General features: G+C 55.7%; 18 protein-coding genes and 1 pseudogene. 12 read left to right on the top strand and 7 right to left on the bottom strand.

Annotated features, from left to right (window positions below):
* The first annotated feature begins 29 nt into the window (after positions 1 to 29).
* From ACI7MX_RS01470 to ACI7MX_RS01460, 3 genes are all read left to right on the top strand, one after another.
* Positions 30 to 1097 carry a DUF6708 domain-containing protein gene (locus ACI7MX_RS01470; RefSeq protein WP_405588825.1) on the top strand — a complete coding sequence of 356 codons (1068 nt, stop codon included), beginning with the start codon at positions 30 to 32 and terminating at the stop codon, positions 1095 to 1097.
* Between the two features lie 123 nt (positions 1098 to 1220).
* Positions 1221 to 1613 (top strand): hypothetical protein, encoded by a 393-nt coding sequence (locus tag ACI7MX_RS01465; protein WP_405588827.1) that lies wholly within the window; start codon positions 1221 to 1223, stop codon positions 1611 to 1613.
* Between the two features lie 127 nt (positions 1614 to 1740).
* Positions 1741 to 2334, top strand: coding sequence for a hypothetical protein (locus tag ACI7MX_RS01460; RefSeq protein ID WP_405588830.1), 594 nt, complete (start codon positions 1741 to 1743; stop codon positions 2332 to 2334).
* Positions 2335 to 2420: 86 nt separating this feature from the next.
* Here the strand turns inward: ACI7MX_RS01460 and rhlB are convergent, their stop codons facing one another.
* Positions 2421 to 3911, bottom strand: a complete 1491-nt coding sequence (rhlB, locus tag ACI7MX_RS01455) for an ATP-dependent RNA helicase RhlB (RefSeq protein WP_405588833.1) — start codon at positions 3909 to 3911, stop codon at positions 2421 to 2423.
* Positions 3912 to 3996: 85 nt separating this feature from the next.
* Positions 3997 to 4653: an alpha/beta hydrolase gene (locus ACI7MX_RS01450; protein ID WP_405588836.1), complete on the bottom strand. Its 657-nt coding sequence runs from the start codon at positions 4651 to 4653 to the stop codon at positions 3997 to 3999.
* Between the two features lie 423 nt (positions 4654 to 5076).
* On the opposite strand from ACI7MX_RS01450, the gene ACI7MX_RS01445 reads away from it, so the two are divergent.
* The 4 genes from ACI7MX_RS01445 to ACI7MX_RS01430 all read left to right on the top strand — a co-directional run bounded on the left by ACI7MX_RS01445 (position 5077) and on the right by ACI7MX_RS01430 (position 9237).
* On the top strand, positions 5077 to 6105 hold the full coding sequence (locus ACI7MX_RS01445; RefSeq protein ID WP_405588839.1) for an amino acid ABC transporter substrate-binding protein: 1029 nt from the start codon (positions 5077 to 5079) through the stop codon (positions 6103 to 6105).
* A 68-nt stretch (positions 6106 to 6173) separates the two neighbouring features.
* Positions 6174 to 7355, top strand: coding sequence for an amino acid ABC transporter permease (locus tag ACI7MX_RS01440; RefSeq protein ID WP_405588842.1), 1182 nt, complete (start codon positions 6174 to 6176; stop codon positions 7353 to 7355).
* Between the two features lie 10 nt (positions 7356 to 7365).
* Positions 7366 to 8463, top strand: a complete 1098-nt coding sequence (locus ACI7MX_RS01435; RefSeq protein ID WP_314490203.1) for an amino acid ABC transporter permease — start codon at positions 7366 to 7368, stop codon at positions 8461 to 8463.
* A gap of 9 nt (positions 8464 to 8472) precedes the next feature.
* The gene (locus tag ACI7MX_RS01430) at positions 8473 to 9237 is read left to right on the top strand and encodes an amino acid ABC transporter ATP-binding protein (protein WP_314490206.1); all 765 of its coding nucleotides are present in this window, start codon (positions 8473 to 8475) and stop codon (positions 9235 to 9237) included.
* Between the two features lie 103 nt (positions 9238 to 9340).
* Here ACI7MX_RS01430 and ACI7MX_RS01425 read toward each other — a convergent pair.
* Positions 9341 to 9751, bottom strand: a pseudogene (locus ACI7MX_RS01425) (type II toxin-antitoxin system MqsA family antitoxin); the annotation flags it as partial.
* A 91-nt stretch (positions 9752 to 9842) separates the two neighbouring features.
* On the opposite strand from ACI7MX_RS01425, the gene ACI7MX_RS01420 reads away from it, so the two are divergent.
* From ACI7MX_RS01420 to ACI7MX_RS01405, 4 genes are all read left to right on the top strand, one after another.
* Positions 9843 to 10502, top strand: coding sequence for a FadR/GntR family transcriptional regulator (locus ACI7MX_RS01420; protein WP_314490209.1), 660 nt, complete (start codon positions 9843 to 9845; stop codon positions 10500 to 10502).
* Positions 10492 to 11790: a CynX/NimT family MFS transporter gene (locus ACI7MX_RS01415; RefSeq protein WP_314490212.1), complete on the top strand. Its 1299-nt coding sequence runs from the start codon at positions 10492 to 10494 to the stop codon at positions 11788 to 11790. The genes ACI7MX_RS01420 and ACI7MX_RS01415 overlap by 11 nt, the downstream gene beginning before the upstream one ends.
* 65 nt (positions 11791 to 11855) lie before the next feature.
* On the top strand, positions 11856 to 12320 hold the full coding sequence (locus tag ACI7MX_RS01410; RefSeq protein WP_405586077.1) for a nuclear transport factor 2 family protein: 465 nt from the start codon (positions 11856 to 11858) through the stop codon (positions 12318 to 12320).
* Positions 12307 to 12615 (top strand): GIY-YIG nuclease family protein, encoded by a 309-nt coding sequence (locus ACI7MX_RS01405; protein ID WP_405586501.1) that lies wholly within the window; start codon positions 12307 to 12309, stop codon positions 12613 to 12615. The genes ACI7MX_RS01410 and ACI7MX_RS01405 overlap by 14 nt, the downstream gene beginning before the upstream one ends.
* A gap of 58 nt (positions 12616 to 12673) precedes the next feature.
* Here ACI7MX_RS01405 and ACI7MX_RS01400 read toward each other — a convergent pair whose 3' ends face one another.
* Entirely contained in the window at positions 12674 to 13048 is a 375-nt protein-coding gene (locus tag ACI7MX_RS01400; RefSeq protein ID WP_314490218.1) for a glutaredoxin family protein, read from the bottom strand.
* Positions 13048 to 14052: a nucleoid-associated protein YejK gene (gene yejK, locus ACI7MX_RS01395; RefSeq protein WP_146385357.1), complete on the bottom strand. Its 1005-nt coding sequence runs from the start codon at positions 14050 to 14052 to the stop codon at positions 13048 to 13050. The genes ACI7MX_RS01400 and yejK overlap by 1 nt, the downstream gene beginning before the upstream one ends.
* 398 nt (positions 14053 to 14450) lie before the next feature.
* On the opposite strand from yejK, the gene ACI7MX_RS01390 reads away from it, so the two are divergent.
* A complete protein-coding gene (locus tag ACI7MX_RS01390) occupies positions 14451 to 14732 on the top strand; it encodes an HU family DNA-binding protein (protein ID WP_122782507.1) in 282 nt (93 codons plus the stop codon).
* Positions 14733 to 14881: 149 nt separating this feature from the next.
* On the opposite strand, the gene rlmF is transcribed toward ACI7MX_RS01390, so the two are convergent.
* Positions 14882 to 15901: a 23S rRNA (adenine(1618)-N(6))-methyltransferase RlmF gene (rlmF, locus tag ACI7MX_RS01385; RefSeq protein WP_405586082.1), complete on the bottom strand. Its 1020-nt coding sequence runs from the start codon at positions 15899 to 15901 to the stop codon at positions 14882 to 14884.
* An 89-nt stretch (positions 15902 to 15990) separates the two neighbouring features.
* Positions 15991 to 18837 (bottom strand): valine--tRNA ligase, encoded by a 2847-nt coding sequence (locus ACI7MX_RS01380; RefSeq protein WP_405586085.1) that lies wholly within the window; start codon positions 18835 to 18837, stop codon positions 15991 to 15993.
* Between the last annotated feature and the right edge of the window lie 103 nt (positions 18838 to 18940).

Below are 18940 nucleotides of genomic sequence, written 5' to 3'. Positions count from 1 at the left end.
AGTGTTGGCCTTGCTGGGGAGATATTTTAATGAGTGATTCTACATGCGATCGGCTCCCTCAGGCCGGAGATTTTGTAGCTGAAGAATATACAGAGACCCTTTATCTTTCTCCTAAACCTTTGCCCACTGGTTCGGCAGCTTTTAATGGGCGAAAAATGCACCGTGAGGTCAATGATGTGTTTTTGGATTTTGATCACGATAATGGAGGTTTGGAGTATTTTATTAGATTGACTTTTGGGGCTGCCGCGCTTATGCCGTTGGTATTTTTAGTGTTGGGCGTTGCTATGGGGGTTAATGATTATATTGTATATGGCTCGTCAGTTTTTAAGCATTTAATAGCTCTGTTTTGGCAAAATTACCCTTTGTTAGGATTGGTTGTTTTTTACATTCTATTTTTAGGTGTTCCCCTTTGCAAGGGCATCTACAAAACATCATCAAGATCACCCATTCGATTTAATCGTCAGCGCAGAGAAGTTGCGTATGTTCCTAAAAAAGGTAAGCCACCTATAATTGTTTCATGGGAAGAAGTGATTGCCTGTGTAAAGGCTAGTATAGTTTCTAATCAACAGACCTTTACGCTTGAATTTTCACTCATGATAGGAATGCGTGATGCCCGAAGTGAAGAAGTAGTGTGGGTGCCACTTTCTATTGATAATCCGAGTCTTGCTATCGGCGAGTGGGAGACTTTGCGTGTATATATGGAAATTGGTCCCGAAGCGGTCCCCACGGCATTCTTGTCAGATGAAGAATTTCAAGAAGGCACCGTGGCATACTTCCATATGTGCCGGGGCGTATATCGGGACATGCATTCTTGGCCGGTATATGCATTTGGCTTTTTAATCGTTCAGTTTTGCAGCGGCTGGACACTGCCCTGCCGGATTACACAATGGGTAAACACCCGCCCGAAGGCCGCCTTTCCAGAATCGATTCGTGAATGGTCGAAACCCTTACCCATTGAGCAGCACACTCAGCCCAGCGCAGAGTTAGGGCATGAAAGTGCCAAAATAAACGAGGCATTTAGCCAAGGGCAGAGCTGGAAAGAGTATTACAATATCAAGTTTTCAGAGCCCGAGCCCACGGGTGAAAACAATGGGTGATTCAAAATACAATCCAGCAGGTGCGCTGCGCAATGGATTCACAGCGCGCGACTTTTCGGCTGATTGTAAAGAGGCAGGGTTGCATTGAGTGCTTAATCAAAAAACTGTGAACACAGGACACCCATGAATAACCTTCCGTCATCTTCTGCAGAAGATCGTTGCCCGTTTATTGATTTCTACTGCTCACGTTGCGAGTGCGTGTGGCCGTCTACTTATGGAGGTCTTTTTGAGTTGTTGCGGGCGGAGCGTATACCCTGTATTAACTGTAACGCTCATTTGCATGCGGCCTTTGATCAAAGAATGAGAATTAAATATGCCTTGGCCAGGCACAGCTTGAAATGGAGTTTTATGGTGGTGGGCGCGTTAATAGGGACAGTGGCTGTGGGCGCAGTTTTCGAATGGGTAGGCAATTTGGCGGGAAATATGATGTTGGTCGCTATTATTTTTGGGGTGTGGGCGTTTAAAGTCACTTTTGTGGGGCATAAAATATTCGATGTGCGGTTAGAAGAAGGTTAAGGGGTTCATTGTTTTTGATTTTTCCTGACTTATAGAAACATCCTACGGATTATAAAGAAGTGTTCTGCATACTCTGTGGGCTGATGTGTGGTTTATTGCTGGCTTTTTATAAAGTGAAGGTCAGTGTATGTACGATAACAATAAACGAGATGTCCCTTTATCCACGGAAGAACACGCAACGAATGCTTACGCGGATTTGTATGTGGTGTCTCTCACTAAGTTTTTTATCTTGTTTGTGATCACTATAGGTGGTTACGCAATGTATTGGTCTTATCGCAATTGGGTATTTTATAGGGATGCCAGAGGCGCTGAGGTCACTCCTTTTATGCGTGGCATTTTTTGGCCGTTCTTTATTATGCCGTTGTTTGAGCGAATCAATGCTGGGCTCCAAACAACCGGCGAAGTGTGTCGTTGGTATCCAACATTACGAGGAGTTTCGCTTATAGGAGTGACTGTCCTATCGTTTATAGCCCCTTTTTTTCTCGATGCCCCTGCAGACACTAGGTTGGCTTTCGCAATCGATGTCACAACCCTTGCCGTAACGACCTATTGCTTTATCGGTGCTCAGAGGGCGATCAATCGACTTGCCGGTGATCCTGAAGGCACAAGCAACCGTAAGTTCACGACAGCCAATGTTGTTTGGATCATGTTAGGAGGGGTGTATTGGGTTGTTGTGCTAGGGATTATGCTCTTCGGCGATGTTGGTTACGGTGGCGTATAGAGGTGTTTGGGCATTCACTGACGGTGCTGGTCAAAACACCTGTAGGAGCGAGCACGCTCGCTCCTACATAACGAGCGTAGCGAGTATTACGCCATTTCTGTTGGGTCCTGCGGCTTGCGCACAGCGCGTACCACCGGGCGCAGCAGTTCAGTCGGCGGGGTTTCGCAGCTGATTTTGCGGCCCAGCATGGCTTCGATGGACGGCAGTTGGTAGGAGTCGTCTTCGCCAGCAAAGCTAATGGAAACGCCGCTGGCGCCCGCTCGGCCAGTTCGGCCGATGCGGTGCACGTAGTCGTCCGGCACTTCAGGCAGGGTGAAGTTGATCACGTGGCTAATGCCGTCGATGTGGATGCCGCGACCCGCTACGTCTGTCGCCACCAAAACGCGAATTTTACCTTCGCGGAAGCCTTCGAGGGTTTTGATCCGTTTGTGCTGCGGCACGTCGCCGGACAGTTGCGCGGCGTTGATGCCGTCGCGCACCAGACGCTCTTCAATGCGGCGCACTTCGTCTTTACGGTTGGCGAACACGATCACGCGTTCCCAGCCATTGTCGTTCACCAGATTGAACAGCAATTTGTATTTGTCAGCACCGGCCACGGCATAGACATGCTGTTCAACCAGTTCGTTGGCACGGCTTGGCGCTTCGATTTCAACAATGGCCGGGTCGGTGGTCCATTGTTTGGCCAGGTTCATCACGTCTTCAGTGAAGGTCGCAGAGAACAGCAGGGTCTGACGCTCGGCTTTCGGCGGGGTCTGACGAATGATCTGGCGCACTTGCGGGATGAAGCCCATGTCGAGCATGCGGTCGGCTTCGTCGAGCACCATGACTTCGACCATGTCCAGGTGAACTTCGCCGCGCTGGTTGAAGTCCAGCAAGCGGCCCGGTGTGGCGACCAGGATGTCGCAGTGGCGGGCTTCGAGCTGTTTCAACTGTTTGTCGAAGTCCATGCCACCTACGAACGCCATGACGTTGAGGTCGGTGTACTTGGTGAGGTCAGCAGCGTCTTTGGCGATTTGCACCACCAGCTCGCGGGTCGGCGCAATGATCAACGCGCGCGGCTCACCCATGTACCGCTCTTTGGGCGGTGGGGTTTGCGTCAGTTGGCTGATGATCGAAATCAGAAAGGCAGCGGTTTTGCCGGTGCCGGTCTGGGCGCGGCCAATGGCGTCACGGCCGCTCAGGGTATAACCCAGCACCTGTGCCTGAATCGGCGTGCAATACGGGAAGCCCAGGTCCTGAATGGCGTGCATCAGTTCAGGGGCCAGGTTGAAGTCGTGAAAGCGGGTTTTGCCTTCTTGCGGCTCAACGACGAAATCTTCGAGTTTCCAGGGAATGACCGGCGGCGTGGGCGCCACCTCACGCCGTGGTTTTGTCACTTTGGGTTTTTCGATGCGCTGCGGTTCAGGGGCCGAAGAGGCTGCGGGGGTATTCACCGCGGCGGATTCAGGCGCCGGACAGGCAGGCTGTTGTGCATCAGAACGCGGGCCTTGGCTGGCTTCAGGCGTGGTTGAAGCTGGCGCGAGCGGCTCAGCCTCGCTTTTACCAAATATTTTTTTGAGTGCTTTGAGCACGGTCATCTCATCAGTTGGTTAAGGAGTGTACGCCGGGCAGTGTAATGCAAGTCGCGTGCTCGGCGTAGGTGAACGACAGGATGTTTCGGTTTTAGCCCAGACGGGCTTTCAACCAATTTCCTATGTCGGTGATTTCGTCCAGTAACACTTCATGGCGCATTGGGTATTCCTTCCATGTAACCGATACACCCCGTTGTTTCAAATGCTCATAAGCCGAACGGCCCATCGCGTTTTGAACGACATCATCGTGCTGGCCATGCAGGCATAAAGCAGGGGTGCGTTGCTGACTGGCGGACAGTTCCAGCTGATCGTCGAAGGTCGGTGCATAAGTGGACAGGGCAATAACGCCACCCAGTGCGCCTTGCCATTTCAAATAGGCGGTGTGATAGACCACGGCACCGCCTTGGGAAAAACCCGCGAGAAATATCCGGCTGGCGTCTATTCCGGCGGTTTTCTGCGCTTCGATCAAGGCCATCACCGTCTCAGCCGACGTTTCCAGCTCAGCCATGTTGATGGATCGGGCCGGGCTCATGGCCTTGATGTCGTACCAGCTGGGCATGTCATATCCGCCATTGATGGTAACGGGACGGTTCGGTGCTTGAGGTAAAACAAAGCGCGTCGTCAGTAGCGTCTTCACCAGCATTTGGGCCACTGGCTCGAAGTCGGTCTTGTTTGCACCCAAGCCGTGGAGCCAGATAACACAAGCGTCTGCAGTATTACGTGGCTGGATAATCAGGGGATCGGTCATGGCTGCTCCATCGTTGTGCGTGCGCGCGAATCGGGTGCGCGACAAAGGTGCGTAATCGTCGGGTTTGTAAAAAATCCGGGATGCGCTTGAAAGTTTTATCTAAAAAATAAGGCGCAATGCCCAGTGGCGCAAGAGTGGTACGCGCTTTGCTAACGAGTCAGGGATGTTAATGCATTCACCCTCGGCGGTAACACTAACAGGCAACTGCCGACGTGGGGGGCTGCAAAAAAAGCTGGACGGTGAAGTTAGACAGGGACAGCAACAGCTCAAGTGAGCGCTTCAGTGTGAAGGTTCGTGCGATGCACCCATCGCTCAAGGCTTATGCCGCTTGACCCAATAAAAAGCCAACACGGGTCAACAGTGCCTCACAAGGGGGCGGCGGGTCTTGTTCAAACACAACATAAGCAGCACTTGGAGGTTTGAATGAAGCAACTGAAATCCACCCTGGCTTTGGCCACCGCCGCGATCGTATTAAGTGTCAGCGGTTTTGCCAACGCCGGCGCGACGCTCGATGCGGTTAAAAAGAAAGGGTTTGTGCAGTGTGGTGTCAGCGATGGCTTGCCCGGTTTTTCGGTGCCTGACAAAGACGGCAAGATTTTGGGTATCGATGCTGATATTTGCCGCGCCGTAGCGGCGGCCGTATTTGGCGATGCGACTAAGGTCAAATTCAGTCAGTTGAACGCCAAGGAGCGTTTTACTGCGCTGCAATCAGGTGAAGTGGATGTGCTGTCGCGCAACACCACCTGGACCAGTTCCCGTGATGCGGGCATGGGCATGGTCTTTGCGGGTGTGACCTATTACGACGGCGTTGGCTTTTTGGTCAATAAGAAGCTGGGCGTAAAAAGTGCCAAGGAATTGGACGGTGCGACCATTTGCATCCAGGCCGGTACCACCACTGAATTGAACGTGTCGGATTATTTCCGCGCGAATAATCTTAAATACACCCCGATCACTTTCGACACTTCCGATGAAAGCGCCAAGTCGCTTGAAAGCGGCCGTTGCGACGTACTGACCTCTGACAAGTCCCAGCTCTACGCACAGCGCAGCAAGCTGGCTAACCCGAACGATTACGTGGTGTTGCCTGAAACCATCTCCAAAGAACCTCTGGGGCCAGTGGTTCGCAAGGGTGACGAAGACTGGTTCAGCATTGTGAAGTGGACGCTGTTTGCCATGCTCAATGCCGAAGAAGCGGGTGTAACCTCGAAGAACGTTGTGGAAGAAGCCAAATCCACCAAAAACCCGGACGTGGCCCGTTTGCTGGGCGCTGACGGTGAGTACGGCAAAGACTTGAAACTGCCGAAGGACTGGGTCGTGCAAATCGTCAGCCAGGTCGGTAACTACGGTGAAGTGTTCGAGAAAAACCTCGGTAAAAGCACGCCGCTGGCCATTGATCGCGGGCTGAACGCCTTGTGGAACAACGGCGGCATCCAATACGCACCGCCTGTGCGCTGATAGCCCTGTTACCCGGCAGGCCAACTGCCGGGTGATGTTGTGTTGATTCATCTTTCCTGGGGCATTTCATGCAGACAAAAGTCGGCGCACCCAAGCCGAGGCTCAGCCTCAGCGATCCACGTGTGCGTGCGTGGTTATTTCAGATCATCACCGTCGCGTTGGTGGTCTTCATGGGCTGGTATTTGTTCAACAATACCCAGACCAACCTGCAACATCGCGGTATTACTTCGGGTTTTGACTTTCTTGAACGCAGTGCCGGATTTGGCATTGCGCAGCATTTGATTGATTACACCGAGTCAGACAGCTATGCCCGCGTATTCGTTATCGGGTTGTTGAATACGTTACTGGTGTCGGCCATCGGCGTGGTTCTGGCGACGATCCTCGGGTTTATCGTCGGCATTGCGCGGCTCTCGCCGAACTGGATGATCAACAAGCTGGCGACGGTGTATGTGGAGGTGTTTCGCAATATCCCGCCGTTGCTGCAAATCCTGTTCTGGTATTTCGCCGTCTTTCTGACCATGCCCGGCCCGCGTAACAGTCATAGCTTCGGCGACATTTTCTACATGAGCAGCCGTGGTCTGAACATGCCGGCGGCCATTGGCACCGACGCGTTCTGGCCTTTTGTGTTCAGTGTGGTGCTGGCGCTGGTGGCGATTGTGCTGATGGTTCGCTGGGCCAACAAACGCTTCGAAGACACGGGCGTGCCCTTCCACAAGTTTTGGGCCGGGTTGGCGCTCTTGCTGGTGATCCCGGGGCTGTGCGTGCTGATGTTCGGTTCGCCCGTGCATTGGGAAATGCCACAGCTCAAAGGTTTCAACTTTGTCGGTGGCTGGGTGCTGATCCCTGAACTGTTGGCTTTGACCATTGCCTTGACCGTTTACACCGCTGCATTCATCGCCGAGATCGTGCGATCGGGCATCAAGTCGGTCAGTCATGGCCAGACCGAAGCCGCGCGTTCTTTGGGGCTGCGGCCGGGGCCAACCCTGCGCAAGGTGATTATCCCGCAAGCATTGCGGGTGATTATTCCGCCGCTGACCAGCCAATACCTCAACCTGGTGAAAAACTCGTCGCTGGCGGCGGGCATCGGGTACCCGGAAATGGTTTCTCTGTTTGCCGGTACGGTGCTGAACCAGACCGGGCAAGCCATTGAAGTCATCGCCATCACCATGAGCGTTTACCTGGCCATCAGCATCAGCATTTCGCTGTTGATGAACTGGTACAACACGCGCATTGCGCTGATCGAGCGATGAGGACGCGACTATGACGACTCATGTTTTCAAACCCGACATGCCGCCGCCGGGCAACCGCATCGGCATCGTCGCCTGGGCGCGGGCCAATCTGTTTTCCAGCTGGCTCAACACACTGCTGACCCTGTTTGCCTTCTACCTGATCTGGCTGATCGTGCCGCCGCTGCTGAGCTGGGCGATTTTCGATGCCAACTGGGTCGGCAGCACGCGGGCGGACTGCACCAAGGAGGGCGCCTGTTGGGTGTTTATCCAGCAGCGTTTTGGCCAGTTCATGTACGGCTATTACCCGCGTGAACTGCGCTGGCGCGTCGATCTGACGGTGATTTTGGCCGTGGTCGGTGTGGCGCCGCTGTTCATCTCGCGCTTCAAGCACAAAGCGATCTACGGGCTGGGCTTTCTGGTGGTGTACCCGATTGTGGCGTACAGCCTGTTGCATGGCGGTTACTTTGGCCTGAGCAACGTGGCCACCAGCCAGTGGGGCGGTCTGATGCTGACGCTGGTGATTGCCACAGTCGGCATTGCCGGTGCTTTGCCGCTGGGGATCTTGCTGGCGCTGGGACGGCGTTCGGACATGCCGGCCATTCGCGTGGTGTGTGTGACCTTTATCGAATTCTGGCGCGGTGTACCGCTGATCACCGTGCTGTTTATGTCTTCGGTGATGTTGCCGCTGTTTCTGCCCGAGGGCATGAACTTCGACAAACTGCTTCGCGCCTTGATCGGAGTGATTCTGTTCCAGTCGGCCTATGTCGCGGAAGTGGTGCGCGGGGGCTTGCAGGCTATCCCCAAGGGGCAGTACGAAGCCGCGGCGGCGATGGGCTTGGGGTATTGGCGCAGCATGGGCCTGGTGATCTTGCCGCAAGCCTTGAAGCTGGTCATCCCGGGCATCGTTAACACCTTTATAGCCCTGTTCAAGGACACGAGCCTGGTGATCATCATCGGCCTGTTCGACCTGCTCAACAGCGTCAAGCAAGCGGCCGCCGACCCGACGTGGTTGGGGATGGCAACGGAAGGCTATGTGTTTGCGGCGTTGGTGTTCTGGATTTTCTGTTTTGGCATGTCCCGCTACTCCATGCATCTGGAGCGCAAGCTGGACACTGGTCATAAGCGTTAGGAGTGCGACATGAGTGAAGCCATCAAAAAACCTGCGAGCGCTGAAGGCATTATTCAGATGCAGGACGTTAATAAGTGGTACGGCCAGTTTCACGTGCTCAAGGACATCAACCTTAACGTGCAGCCGGGGGAGCGCATTGTATTGTGCGGGCCTTCGGGGTCGGGCAAGTCGACGACCATTCGTTGCCTCAATCGCCTCGAAGAGCACCAGCAAGGGCGCATCGTGGTTGACGGCGTTGAGTTGACCAATGACATCAAGCAAATCGAAACCGTGCGCCGTGAAGTGGGCATGGTGTTTCAACACTTCAACCTGTTCCCGCACCTGACCATTTTGCAAAATTGCACACTGGCACCGATGTGGGTGCGCAAGATGCCCAAGCGTCAGGCTGAAGAAATTGCCATGCATTATCTGGAGCGGGTGCGCATTCCGGAGCAGGCGCACAAGTATCCGGGGCAGTTGTCGGGTGGTCAGCAACAGCGGGTAGCGATTGCCCGGGCGCTGTGCATGAAGCCTAAGATCATGTTGTTCGATGAACCGACGTCAGCTCTAGATCCGGAAATGGTCAAGGAGGTACTCGATACCATGATCGGGTTGGCCGAAGACGGCATGACCATGCTGTGTGTGACTCATGAAATGGGTTTTGCACGTACGGTGGCCAACCGGGTGATCTTTATGGACAAGGGTGAAATCGTAGAGCAGGCCGCGCCGAATGATTTCTTCGACAACCCGCAAAATGACCGGACCAAGCTGTTTTTGAATCAGATATTGCATTGATCCAAACGCACTACGTGTAGCCGCTGCCGCAGGCTGCGATAAGGGCCGAAGGACCTTCGTTTGTCGGGGTCGCTTCGCAACCCATCGCAGCCTGCGGCAGCGGCTACAGGGAGAGCGGGTGGCGTGCTTTCTCGCGCTGCTGTTGCTTCTGCTCCAGCAGCGCATTGATGTCTGCATATTCATTGAGCGTCTCTAACTCAGCCACCAGTTCAGGGTGGCGATCGAGTAGGCGCATCAGCACAAATAAGGGCTTTGGTGGCTCCACTTCGGCCCGTTCGTAGCGGCTAAAGGCGTTGTGACCACCCCCGGACAAGAGTTGTACCGCGCTTTTCTGGGTGAATTGCAACTTGCGCCGAATGCGTTTCATCTCGTCAGCCATGACCCGCTTGGCATCTTCTATCAGTTCATCTCCTGCCTGGGCATAGCGCTCTGCGCTGGGAGCGTCGAACTCGACTTCGCCGCACTTCATGCATTCATGGCCCGCCAGATCGTGTACGGATCGAGTCATTTTTTTGACCACTTATCTCTAGCGGATTGCCCGATCGCGTGGGTCTGACTAACATGTCGGAAAATTCATCCAATGATTGGATGAAAAGGCGAATTTCATGACAGAAGCTTTTCCACTGATTAAACGTTCACTGGTCGATCAGGCCCTTGAACAACTACGCACGCGCATAAAAGACGGCGCTTGGGAGGTCGGGCAGCGTTTGCCGACCGAGCCCGAACTGGCCGCAGAGCTGGGTATCAGCCGTAATACCGTGCGCGAAGCGATGCGCGTGCTGGCTTTTGCCGGTTTGATCGAGATCCGCCAGGGCGACGGCAGTTATTTACGAGGACGCATCGATCCGATGGATACCTTGCGCGCGTTGTCTTCCTGCTCGCTGGAGCAAATACGCGAGACGCGGCACATCCTGGAAGTTGAAGCCATTGGCTTGGCGGCTTTGCGGCGCACTGACGAGGATTTGCGTCTGCTGCATCTGGCTCTGAAGGAAAGTGCCCAGCATTACCACGGTGAGCTCGATACGTTTATTGGCTGCGATTTGCTGTTTCACCAACGCTTGATAGATGCCGCGCACAACCCCGCACTGAGTGAGTTGTATCGCTACACCTCAAGCATCGTTACCAGCCAGTTACGCTCGACGCTGGCCGCCCAGCCTCGTCGCCAGTCGGTGTTTGATTTGCACATTGACCTGCTGGCGGCTGTTGAACAGCAAGATCCGCAACGGGCGATGGCGCTTTGCCGGACGTTGATCAATGAACCCTGAACCGGAGAAAACCATGGCCCGTTTCACCGAGCCTGTTCACCCTGTGGACGATCTTGAAGAACTGCTGATTGACGCCGAAGTCGATGACGAGCAGGTGCCGCCCATACCTCCCGTTGTCGTGCGCCCGTGGTTGCTGTTGCTGGGTTTGGTGCTGGTGGCGTTGAATCTGCGCCCGGCCCTGTCGAGCATGGCGCCTTTACTCTCGCAAGTGTCTGACAGCCTGGGTTTGTCTGCGGCACAGGCGGGTTTGTTGACCACCTTGCCGGTGCTGTGTCTGGGACTGTTCGCACCTTTGGCGCCCGTACTGGCGAGGCGTTTCGGGACTGAGCGGGTGGTGTTGGGAATATTGCTGACGCTGGGCGGCGGCATTGCACTGCGCAGTTCGTTGGGGGAGGTGGGGCTGTTTGCCGGTAGCATTTTGGCGGGCGCCAGTATTGGCGTGATCGGTGTGCTGCTGCCGGGCATTATCAAGCGCGATTTTGCCGGGCATGCGGGCACGATGACCGGCGTGTACACCATGGCACTCTGTCTCGGTGCTGCATTGGCGGCAGGTGCCACGGTGCCGTTAAGTCATGCAATGGGCAATAGCTGGGCGTTGGGCTTGGGCTTTTGGGCATTGCCGGCACTGATCGCGGCCATTTTCTGGTTGCCGCAAACGGGCAAGCGTCAAGGCGCCCATAAAGTGGCTTACCGAGTGCGAGGCTTACTGCGTGATCCTCTGGCGTGGCAAGTGACGTTGTACATGGGTTTGCAATCTTCGCTGTCGTACATCGTTTTTGGTTGGTTGCCTTCCATTTTGATGGGGCGCGGTTTGACGGCAACTCAGGCCGGGCTGGTGATGTCGGGTTCAGTCATCGTGCAATTGATTACGGCACTGACGGCGCCCTGGTTGGCCACGCGCGGCAAGGATCAGCGGTTGGCGATCGTGTTGGTGATGAGCATGACCCTGGCCGGCCTGTTCGGCTGTCTGTACGCACCGCTTGACGGTTTATGGGGCTGGGCGATTGTGCTGGGGTTGGGGCAGGGCGGAGCATTCAGCCTGGCGTTGACCTTGATTGTGATGCGTTCGCGCGATGCTCACGTGGCGGCCAACCTGTCGGGGATGGCTCAGGGCATTGGTTACACCGTGGCGTCCATGGGGCCGTTGGCCGTCGGTGTGGTGCATGAAGTGACAGGGGGCTGGAGTGCGCTGGGCTGGATTTTCGGGGTGATTGGCGTCGCTGCCATCGTTGCCGGATTGGGAGCGGGGCGCATGCGTTACGTGAATGTGCAAAGCGAACGACTCTGAAGGCGTAGTGTTTCTGCAGATTGCAGATTATCGTGCTCAGATTCTCCAGCCGAACGGACCTTGTCATGAGCCAAGCGTTGATCACTCATTTCTATGAAGCATTCCAACGCCTTGATGCCGAAGCAATGGCTGCCTGTTATACCGACGACGTGGTGTTCAGCGACCCGGTATTCGGTGAGTTGCGTGGCCGAGATGTCAGCGATATGTGGCGCATGCTGACAGCCCGGGCCAAGGACTTTACGCTGACCTTTGATCGGGTGCAGGCCAACGCGCAGACGGTGAGCGCTCATTGGCTGGCGACGTATGTGTTCGGCCAGAGCGGGGCGGTGGTGGTCAATGATATTGAGGCGCGGTTTGTGTTTCGTGATGGCAGGATTTGCGAGCACCGCGACCACTTTGATCTATGGCGCTGGTCACGTCAGGCCTTGGGGATCAAGGGATTACTGCTTGGGTGGACGCCGTGGGTAAAAAACGCGATACGGGGGCAGGCTCAAAAAGGCCTTAAAGCCTTTCAGGCTGGTCGTGAGTAAACCCTGGTTCGTATATTTGGTCAGGGCGGCCAATGGTTCGTTGTATTGCGGGATCAGCGATGATCCCGTGCGCCGTTTTGCCAAGCATCAAACGGGCAAGGGCGCGCGATTTTTTGCGTCGAGCCCGGCAGTGGCGCTGGTGTATGTCGAATCGTGGCCTGATAAAGGCGAAGCGTTGCGTCAGGAGCGCCTGATCAAAAAGCTCAGGAAGAGCGCCAAGGAGTGTCTGGTGCTGAGTCAGGTGGGGTGCGCAAACCCTCACCCCAGCCCTCTCCCAGAGGGAGAGGGGGCTTGATCTGAGGCGTAGCGCGCATCTGCTTCTGCTTTTAGTCTCCTCTCCCTTTGGGAGAGGGTTAGGGTGAGGGCGCTTTTGAGGGTGACTGCAACGCCGCCTCTATCGCCTCTGGCTTGAAATCTCTGATCAACGTCCCGTTGACATCCAGTATCGGTATCCCACGTCCGCCCAGCGCCTCGTAGGCCTCACGTGCGGTGGCGTCCTTATCGATATCAAACTCTTTGAACGGGATACCTTTCTCGTCCAGAAAACGCCGCGTGGCCTTGCAGTAGCCACACCACTCGGTGGCATACAGCACGACCCGGGCGTCGGCCCGGGTTTGCTCTGAGACCACACCCGAAGGGTTCAATACCCGCTGGATTTTGCCCCAATTCTGAAACACCACCACCACGATCAGAACAAACAGGACTTTCTTCAGAATCCCGTTGAACATTATTTGCTGCGCTTGAGCTGGTCGAGCAGTTGAGTCGGTAGACCCTTGATCACCAAGGTGCCGGCCTCTTCGTCGAACTCGATCTTGGAGCCCAGCAGGTGCGCTTCAAAACTGATGGACAAGCCTTCAGCGCGGCCAGTGAAGCGACGGAACTGGTTAAGGGTGCGTTTGTCAGCCGGAATTTCTGGCGACAGGCCGTAATCCTTGTTGCGGATATGGTCGTAAAAGGCTTTGGGGCGCTCTTCGTCAATCAGCTCGGACAATTCTTCGAGGCCCATCGGTTCACCGATCTTGGCCTGGCTGCTGGCGTAATCAACCAGCGTTTTGGTCTTTTCGCGTGCGGACTCTTCCGGCAGGTCTTCGCTCTCAACAAAATCGCTGAAGGCTTTGAGCAGCGTTCGGGTTTCGCCGGGGCCGTCGACACCTTCCTGGCAGCCAATAAAGTCGCGGAAGTATTCCGAAACCTTCTTACCGTTTTTACCTTTGATGAATGAAATGTATTGCTTGGACTGCTTGTTGTTCTGCCATTCGGAAATGTTGATGCGTGCGGCCAGATGCAGTTGGCCAAGATCCAGATGACGCGAGGGGGTCACATCCAGTTCCTGGTTCACTGCCACGCCGTCGCTGTGGTGCAGCAAGGCGATGGCCAGATAGTCAGTCATGCCTTGCTGGTAGTGAGCAAACAGCACGTGCCCGCCCACTGAAAGGTTGGATTCTTCCATCAGCTTTTGCAGGTGCTCGACGGCGACACGGCTGAACGCGGTGAAATCCTTGCCGCCGTCCAGATACTCCTTGAGCCATCCACTGAACGGGTGCGCACCAGATTCAGCATGGAAAAACCCCCACGCTTTACCTTGCTTGGCGTTATAGCTTTCGTTGAGGTCAGCGAGCATGTTCTCGATGGCTTGGGACTCGGCCAGTTCAGAGTCGCGGGCGTGGAGAACAGCGGGCGTACCGTCGGGTTTTTTTTCAATCAAATGGACGATGCAATGACGGATCGGCATGGGCTTCTCGGTGAGTAATGAGAGGGCAGGGCGCACACCCCGCAAAAGCGCCAAGTGTAACCCACCTGAGCGCCGGGGCAGCCTTTGCGGCCGGGTTTAGGGGGCGTGTGATGGCCCGGATGGCCTTTTTTACTGATTTAGAGCGATAAAGCTGACCAAATGGCTAGGTAGAAGCGGATATTTAGCCGTCTCTGTGCTAGTTTTGCCCCGTCTTGCGCTGTGTAATGGCGCAAAGCATGCATTCAGCAAGTGTCAGGTCGAACCAAACCCCGTTTTAGCACTCTACATCCGCGATTCGTCGTGAAAGCCAACGGGCGTGCCAGACCCCTGAGATCTGGCTCGATAGCTGACTTTGCACTCTGCAAACCAAATGAATTTGATAGGGAAGGACCATCTCAATGGCTATGACTAAAGACCAACTGATCGCTGATATCGCTGAAGCTATCGACGCGCCGAAAACAACCGCGCGTAACGCTCTGGACCAACTGGCTCAGATCGTTGCTGATCAATTGGAAAATGGCGGCGAAATCACTCTGCCAGGTATTGGCAAACTGAAAGTGACCGAGCGTCCTGCCCGTACTGGCCGTAACCCTTCGACTGGCGCTGCCATCGAAATCGCTGCCAAAAAAGTTATCAAGCTCGTTGTGGCCAAAGGCCTGACTGACGCTGTTAACAAGTAAGACTGTTGTAAAAAAGCCGCGCTTCGGATCACTCCGAAGCGCGGCTTTTTTATGGGCGCAGCGAAGCTGCGAGCTGCAAGCGCCAAGCTACAAGTGAAAGCAGAGCGCTTTTAACTTGAGGCTTGCCGCTTAAAGCTTGCCACTCGAATTCACTTCGTCCAATTCTTCTCGCGCCACAGCTGTTGCTGTTCTTTGTCATGGAATGTCCAGGCGACAAAGCGGCTTTGCTTGTTGCCCTGTGACATGTCGACCACCTGGCTTTCGCGCACACCGGCCTTTTTGAGGGCAGTCTGGATCGCCGGCAAGTTGGACGCCTTGGACACCAGCACGCTGAACCACAGCACCTGACGACCCACCTGCACGCTTTCACGAATCAGTTGGGTCACAAAGCGCTGCTCACCCCCTTCGCACCACAATTCAGCCGCTTGACCGCCAAAGTTCAGTACCGGCAGTTTGCGCTTGGGATCAGCCTTGCCCAGTGCGCGCCATTTACGCTCGCTGCCGCGTGTGGCTTCGTCGATAGACGCGTGGAACGGCGGGTTGCACATGCTCAGGTCAAAACGCTCGGTGTTGTCCAGAACGTCCAGCAGGATCTTCTTCGGGTCAGGCTGCAAGCGCAGGCTGATGGCTTTGTTCAACCCGTTGGATTGCACGATTGCCTTGGCTGCCTTAACGGCAGTCGGGTCAACTTCGGTGCCCAAGAACTGCCAGCGGTATTCACTGTGACCAATCAGCGGGTAAACGCAGTTTGCACCCATGCCGATGTCCAGCACGCGCACGCCTGGGCCACGCGGGATGACGCCATCGTTCAGGGTAGCCAGCAGGTCGGCCAAGAAGTGCACGTAGTCAGCGCGACCAGGCACAGGCGGGCACAGGTAGTCAGCCGGAATGTCCCAGTGGGCGATACCGTAGAACGCCTTGAGCAACGCGCGGTTGAATACGCGCACGGCATCCGGGTTGGCGAAGTCGATGCTTTCTTTGCCGTACGGATTGATGATCACGAATTCTGCCAGCTCAGGGCAGACCGAAATCAACTGCGGGAAGTCGTAACGGCCCTGATGGCGGTTGCGCGGGTGCAGGCTCGGCTTGACCCGTGGGGCGGCTGGCGTTTTTTCGCTGGCGGCCTTGGGCTTGTGGCGTGTGGCTTTGGAGGTGCGTGGGGTTGTCATGTTCAATTCATTCCACAAAAGCAATCGCGGGCAAGCCCTTAGTTCCTTTCAGAGCTAAGGGCTTGCCCGCGATCAGGTGCGCAGCTTTATTACAGGCTGGAAATCCGCGCGTGCTGTTCGGCCAATTTGCTCAAGGCCTGTTCGGCTTCGGCCAACTTGGTTCGTTCTTTTTCGATGACTTCGGCCGGAGCTTTGTCAACGAACGCGGCGTTAGAGAGTTTTCCACCTACGCGGGCCACTTCGCCGTTCAGACGCTGGATTTCCTTGTCCAGACGCGCCAACTCTGCATCTTTGTCGATCAGACCGGCCATGGGCACCAGCACTTCCATCTCGCCTACCAGTGCGGTGGCCGACAGCGGTGCTTCGGCGCCGTCTTGCAGCACGGTGATCGATTCGAGTTTAGCCAGCTTTTTGAGCAAGGCATCGTTCTCGGTCAGACGGCGCTGATCTTCGCTGCTGACGTTTTTCAGGTAGATCTGCAAAGGCTTGCCTGGGCCAATGTTCATTTCGCCACGGATGTTGCGAATACCCAGCATCAGGCCCTTGAGCCATTCGATATCGTCTTCAGCGGCCTGGTCGATGCGCGCCTCGTTCGGTACTGGCCACGGTTGCAGCATGATGGTCTTGCCTTCAACGCCGGCCAGCGGCGCGATGCGCTGCCAGATTTCTTCGGTGATGAATGGCATGAACGGATGGGCCAGGCGCAATGCCACTTCCAGCACCCGAACCAGCGTACGACGGGTGCCACGCTGACGTTCAACCGGGGCGTTCTCGTCCCACAGCACAGGCTTGGACAGTTCCAGGTACCAATCGCAGTACTGGTTCCAGATAAACTCGTACAGGGCTTGTGCCGCGAGGTCAAAACGGAACTGGTCGAGGTGACGGGTCACTTCGGCTTCGGTGCGTTGCAACTGCGAGATGATCCAGCGGTCTGCCAGCGACAGCTCATAGGCTTCGCCGTTCTGGCCGCAGTCTTCGCCCTTGTCCAGCACGTAGCGTGCAGCGTTCCAGATCTTGTTGCAGAAGTTGCGATAGCCTTCAACGCGGCCCATGTCGAACTTGATGTCGCGACCGGTGGACGCCAGCGAGCAGAAGGTGAAACGCAGGGCATCGGTGCCGTAGCTGGCGATACCGTCAGCGAACTCGTCGCGGGTCTGCTTCTCGATTTTCTTCAACAGTTTTGGCTGCATCAGGCCCGTGGTGCGTTTAGCCACCAGGTCTTCGAGTTCAATACCGTCGATGATGTCCAGCGGGTCCAGTACGTTGCCCTTGGACTTGGACATCTTCTGGCCCTGACCGTCACGCACCAGACCGTGTACATACACCGTCTTGAACGGAACTTGCGGGGTGCCGTCTTCGTTTTTCACCAGGTGCATGGTGAGCATGATCATCCGGGCAACCCAGAAGAAAATGATGTCGAAGCCCGTCACCAGCACGTCAGTGGAGTGGAAGGTTTTCAGCGCGTCGGTTTTTTCCGGCCAGCCCAGGGTGGAGAAGGTCCACAGGCCCGAACTGAACCAGGTATCGAGTACGTCGTTGTCCTGTTGCAGCTCAACGTCCGGCCCCAGGTTGTGCTTGGCACGCACTTCAGCTTCGTCGCGGCCCACATAGACCTTGCCCGACTCGTCATACCAGGCCGGAATGCGATGGCCCCACCACAGTTGACGGCTGATGCACCAGTCCTGGATGTCGCGCATCCACGAGAAGTACATGTTTTCGTACTGTTTAGGCACGAACGCAATGCGACCGTCTTCAACGGCAGCAATGGCGGGCTCGGCCAACGGCTTGGTCGATACGTACCACTGGTCAGTCAACCAGGGTTCGATCACGGTGCCCGAACGGTCGCCTTTTGGCACTTTCAGGGCGTGATCATCGACGCTGACCAGCAAACCGGCGGCATCCAGATCGGCGACGATTTGCTTGCGCGCTTCGAAACGATCCAGACCGGCGTACTTGGCCGGCAGGGTGCCGTCGACGCTGTCGTTCAGCGTGCCATCAAGGTTGAACACTTGAGCGGCAGGCAGTACGGCGGCGTTTTTGTCGAAGATGTTGAGCAGCGGCAGGTTGTGGCGCTTGCCGACTTCGTAGTCGTTGAAGTCGTGAGCCGGGGTGATTTTCACACAGCCGGTGCCGAACTCAGGGTCACAGTAGTCGTCAGCGATGATCGGGATACGGCGGCCGACCAAAGGCAATTCGACACATTTGCCGATCAGGGCTTTATAGCGCTCATCTTCCGGGTTCACGGCAACGGCTGCGTCGCCCAGCAGGGTTTCAGGGCGGGTGGTAGCCACGACCAGATAATCCAGCCCCTCGGCGGTTTTCGCACCGTCAGCCAGTGGGTAACGCAGGTTCCACAGGAAACCTTTATTGTCGTGGTTTTCCACTTCAAGATCGGAAATGGCCGTGTGCAACTTGGTGTCCCAGTTGACCAGACGCTTGCCGCGGTAGATCAGGCCGTCTTCGTGCAGGCGCACAAACGCTTCTTTCACGGCTTCGGACAGGCCGTCGTCCATGGTGAAACGCTCGCGGCTCCAGTCTACGGACGAGCCGAGGCGACGAATCTGACGGCTGATATTGCCACCGGACTGCTCCTTCCATTCCCAGATCTTGTCGAGGAACTTCTCGCGGCCCAGATCGTGGCGGTTCAGGCCTTGGGCTTCAATTTGGCGCTCAACCAGCATCTGGGTGGCGATACCCGCGTGGTCGGTGCCCGGTTGCCACAGGGTGTTGCGACCCTGCATGCGGCGGAAACGGATCAAGGCGTCCATGATCGCGTTATTGAAGCCGTGACCCATGTGCAGGCTGCCGGTGACGTTCGGCGGCGGAATCATGATGGTGTACGGGTCGCCCGCGCCTTGCGGGGCAAAATAATTCTCTTCTTCCCAGGTTTTGTACCAGGAAGTTTCAATGGCGTGCGGCTGGTAGGTCTTATCCATGCGCGGCGGGACCCTATTGGCATTAATTCAGGAAAGCCGGCAAGTATAGCCTTCGGCAGCGGCAAGTTTCTAGCTGCAAGCGTCAAGGAGAAGCAAGAGCTGC

The organism is Pseudomonas sp. 2024-210 (assembly GCF_045062345.1).
Lineage (GTDB): Bacteria > Pseudomonadota > Gammaproteobacteria > Pseudomonadales > Pseudomonadaceae > Aquipseudomonas.
The sequence above is the reverse complement of the archived record's forward strand: the minus strand, read 5'-3'. Positions and strand labels throughout refer to the sequence as shown.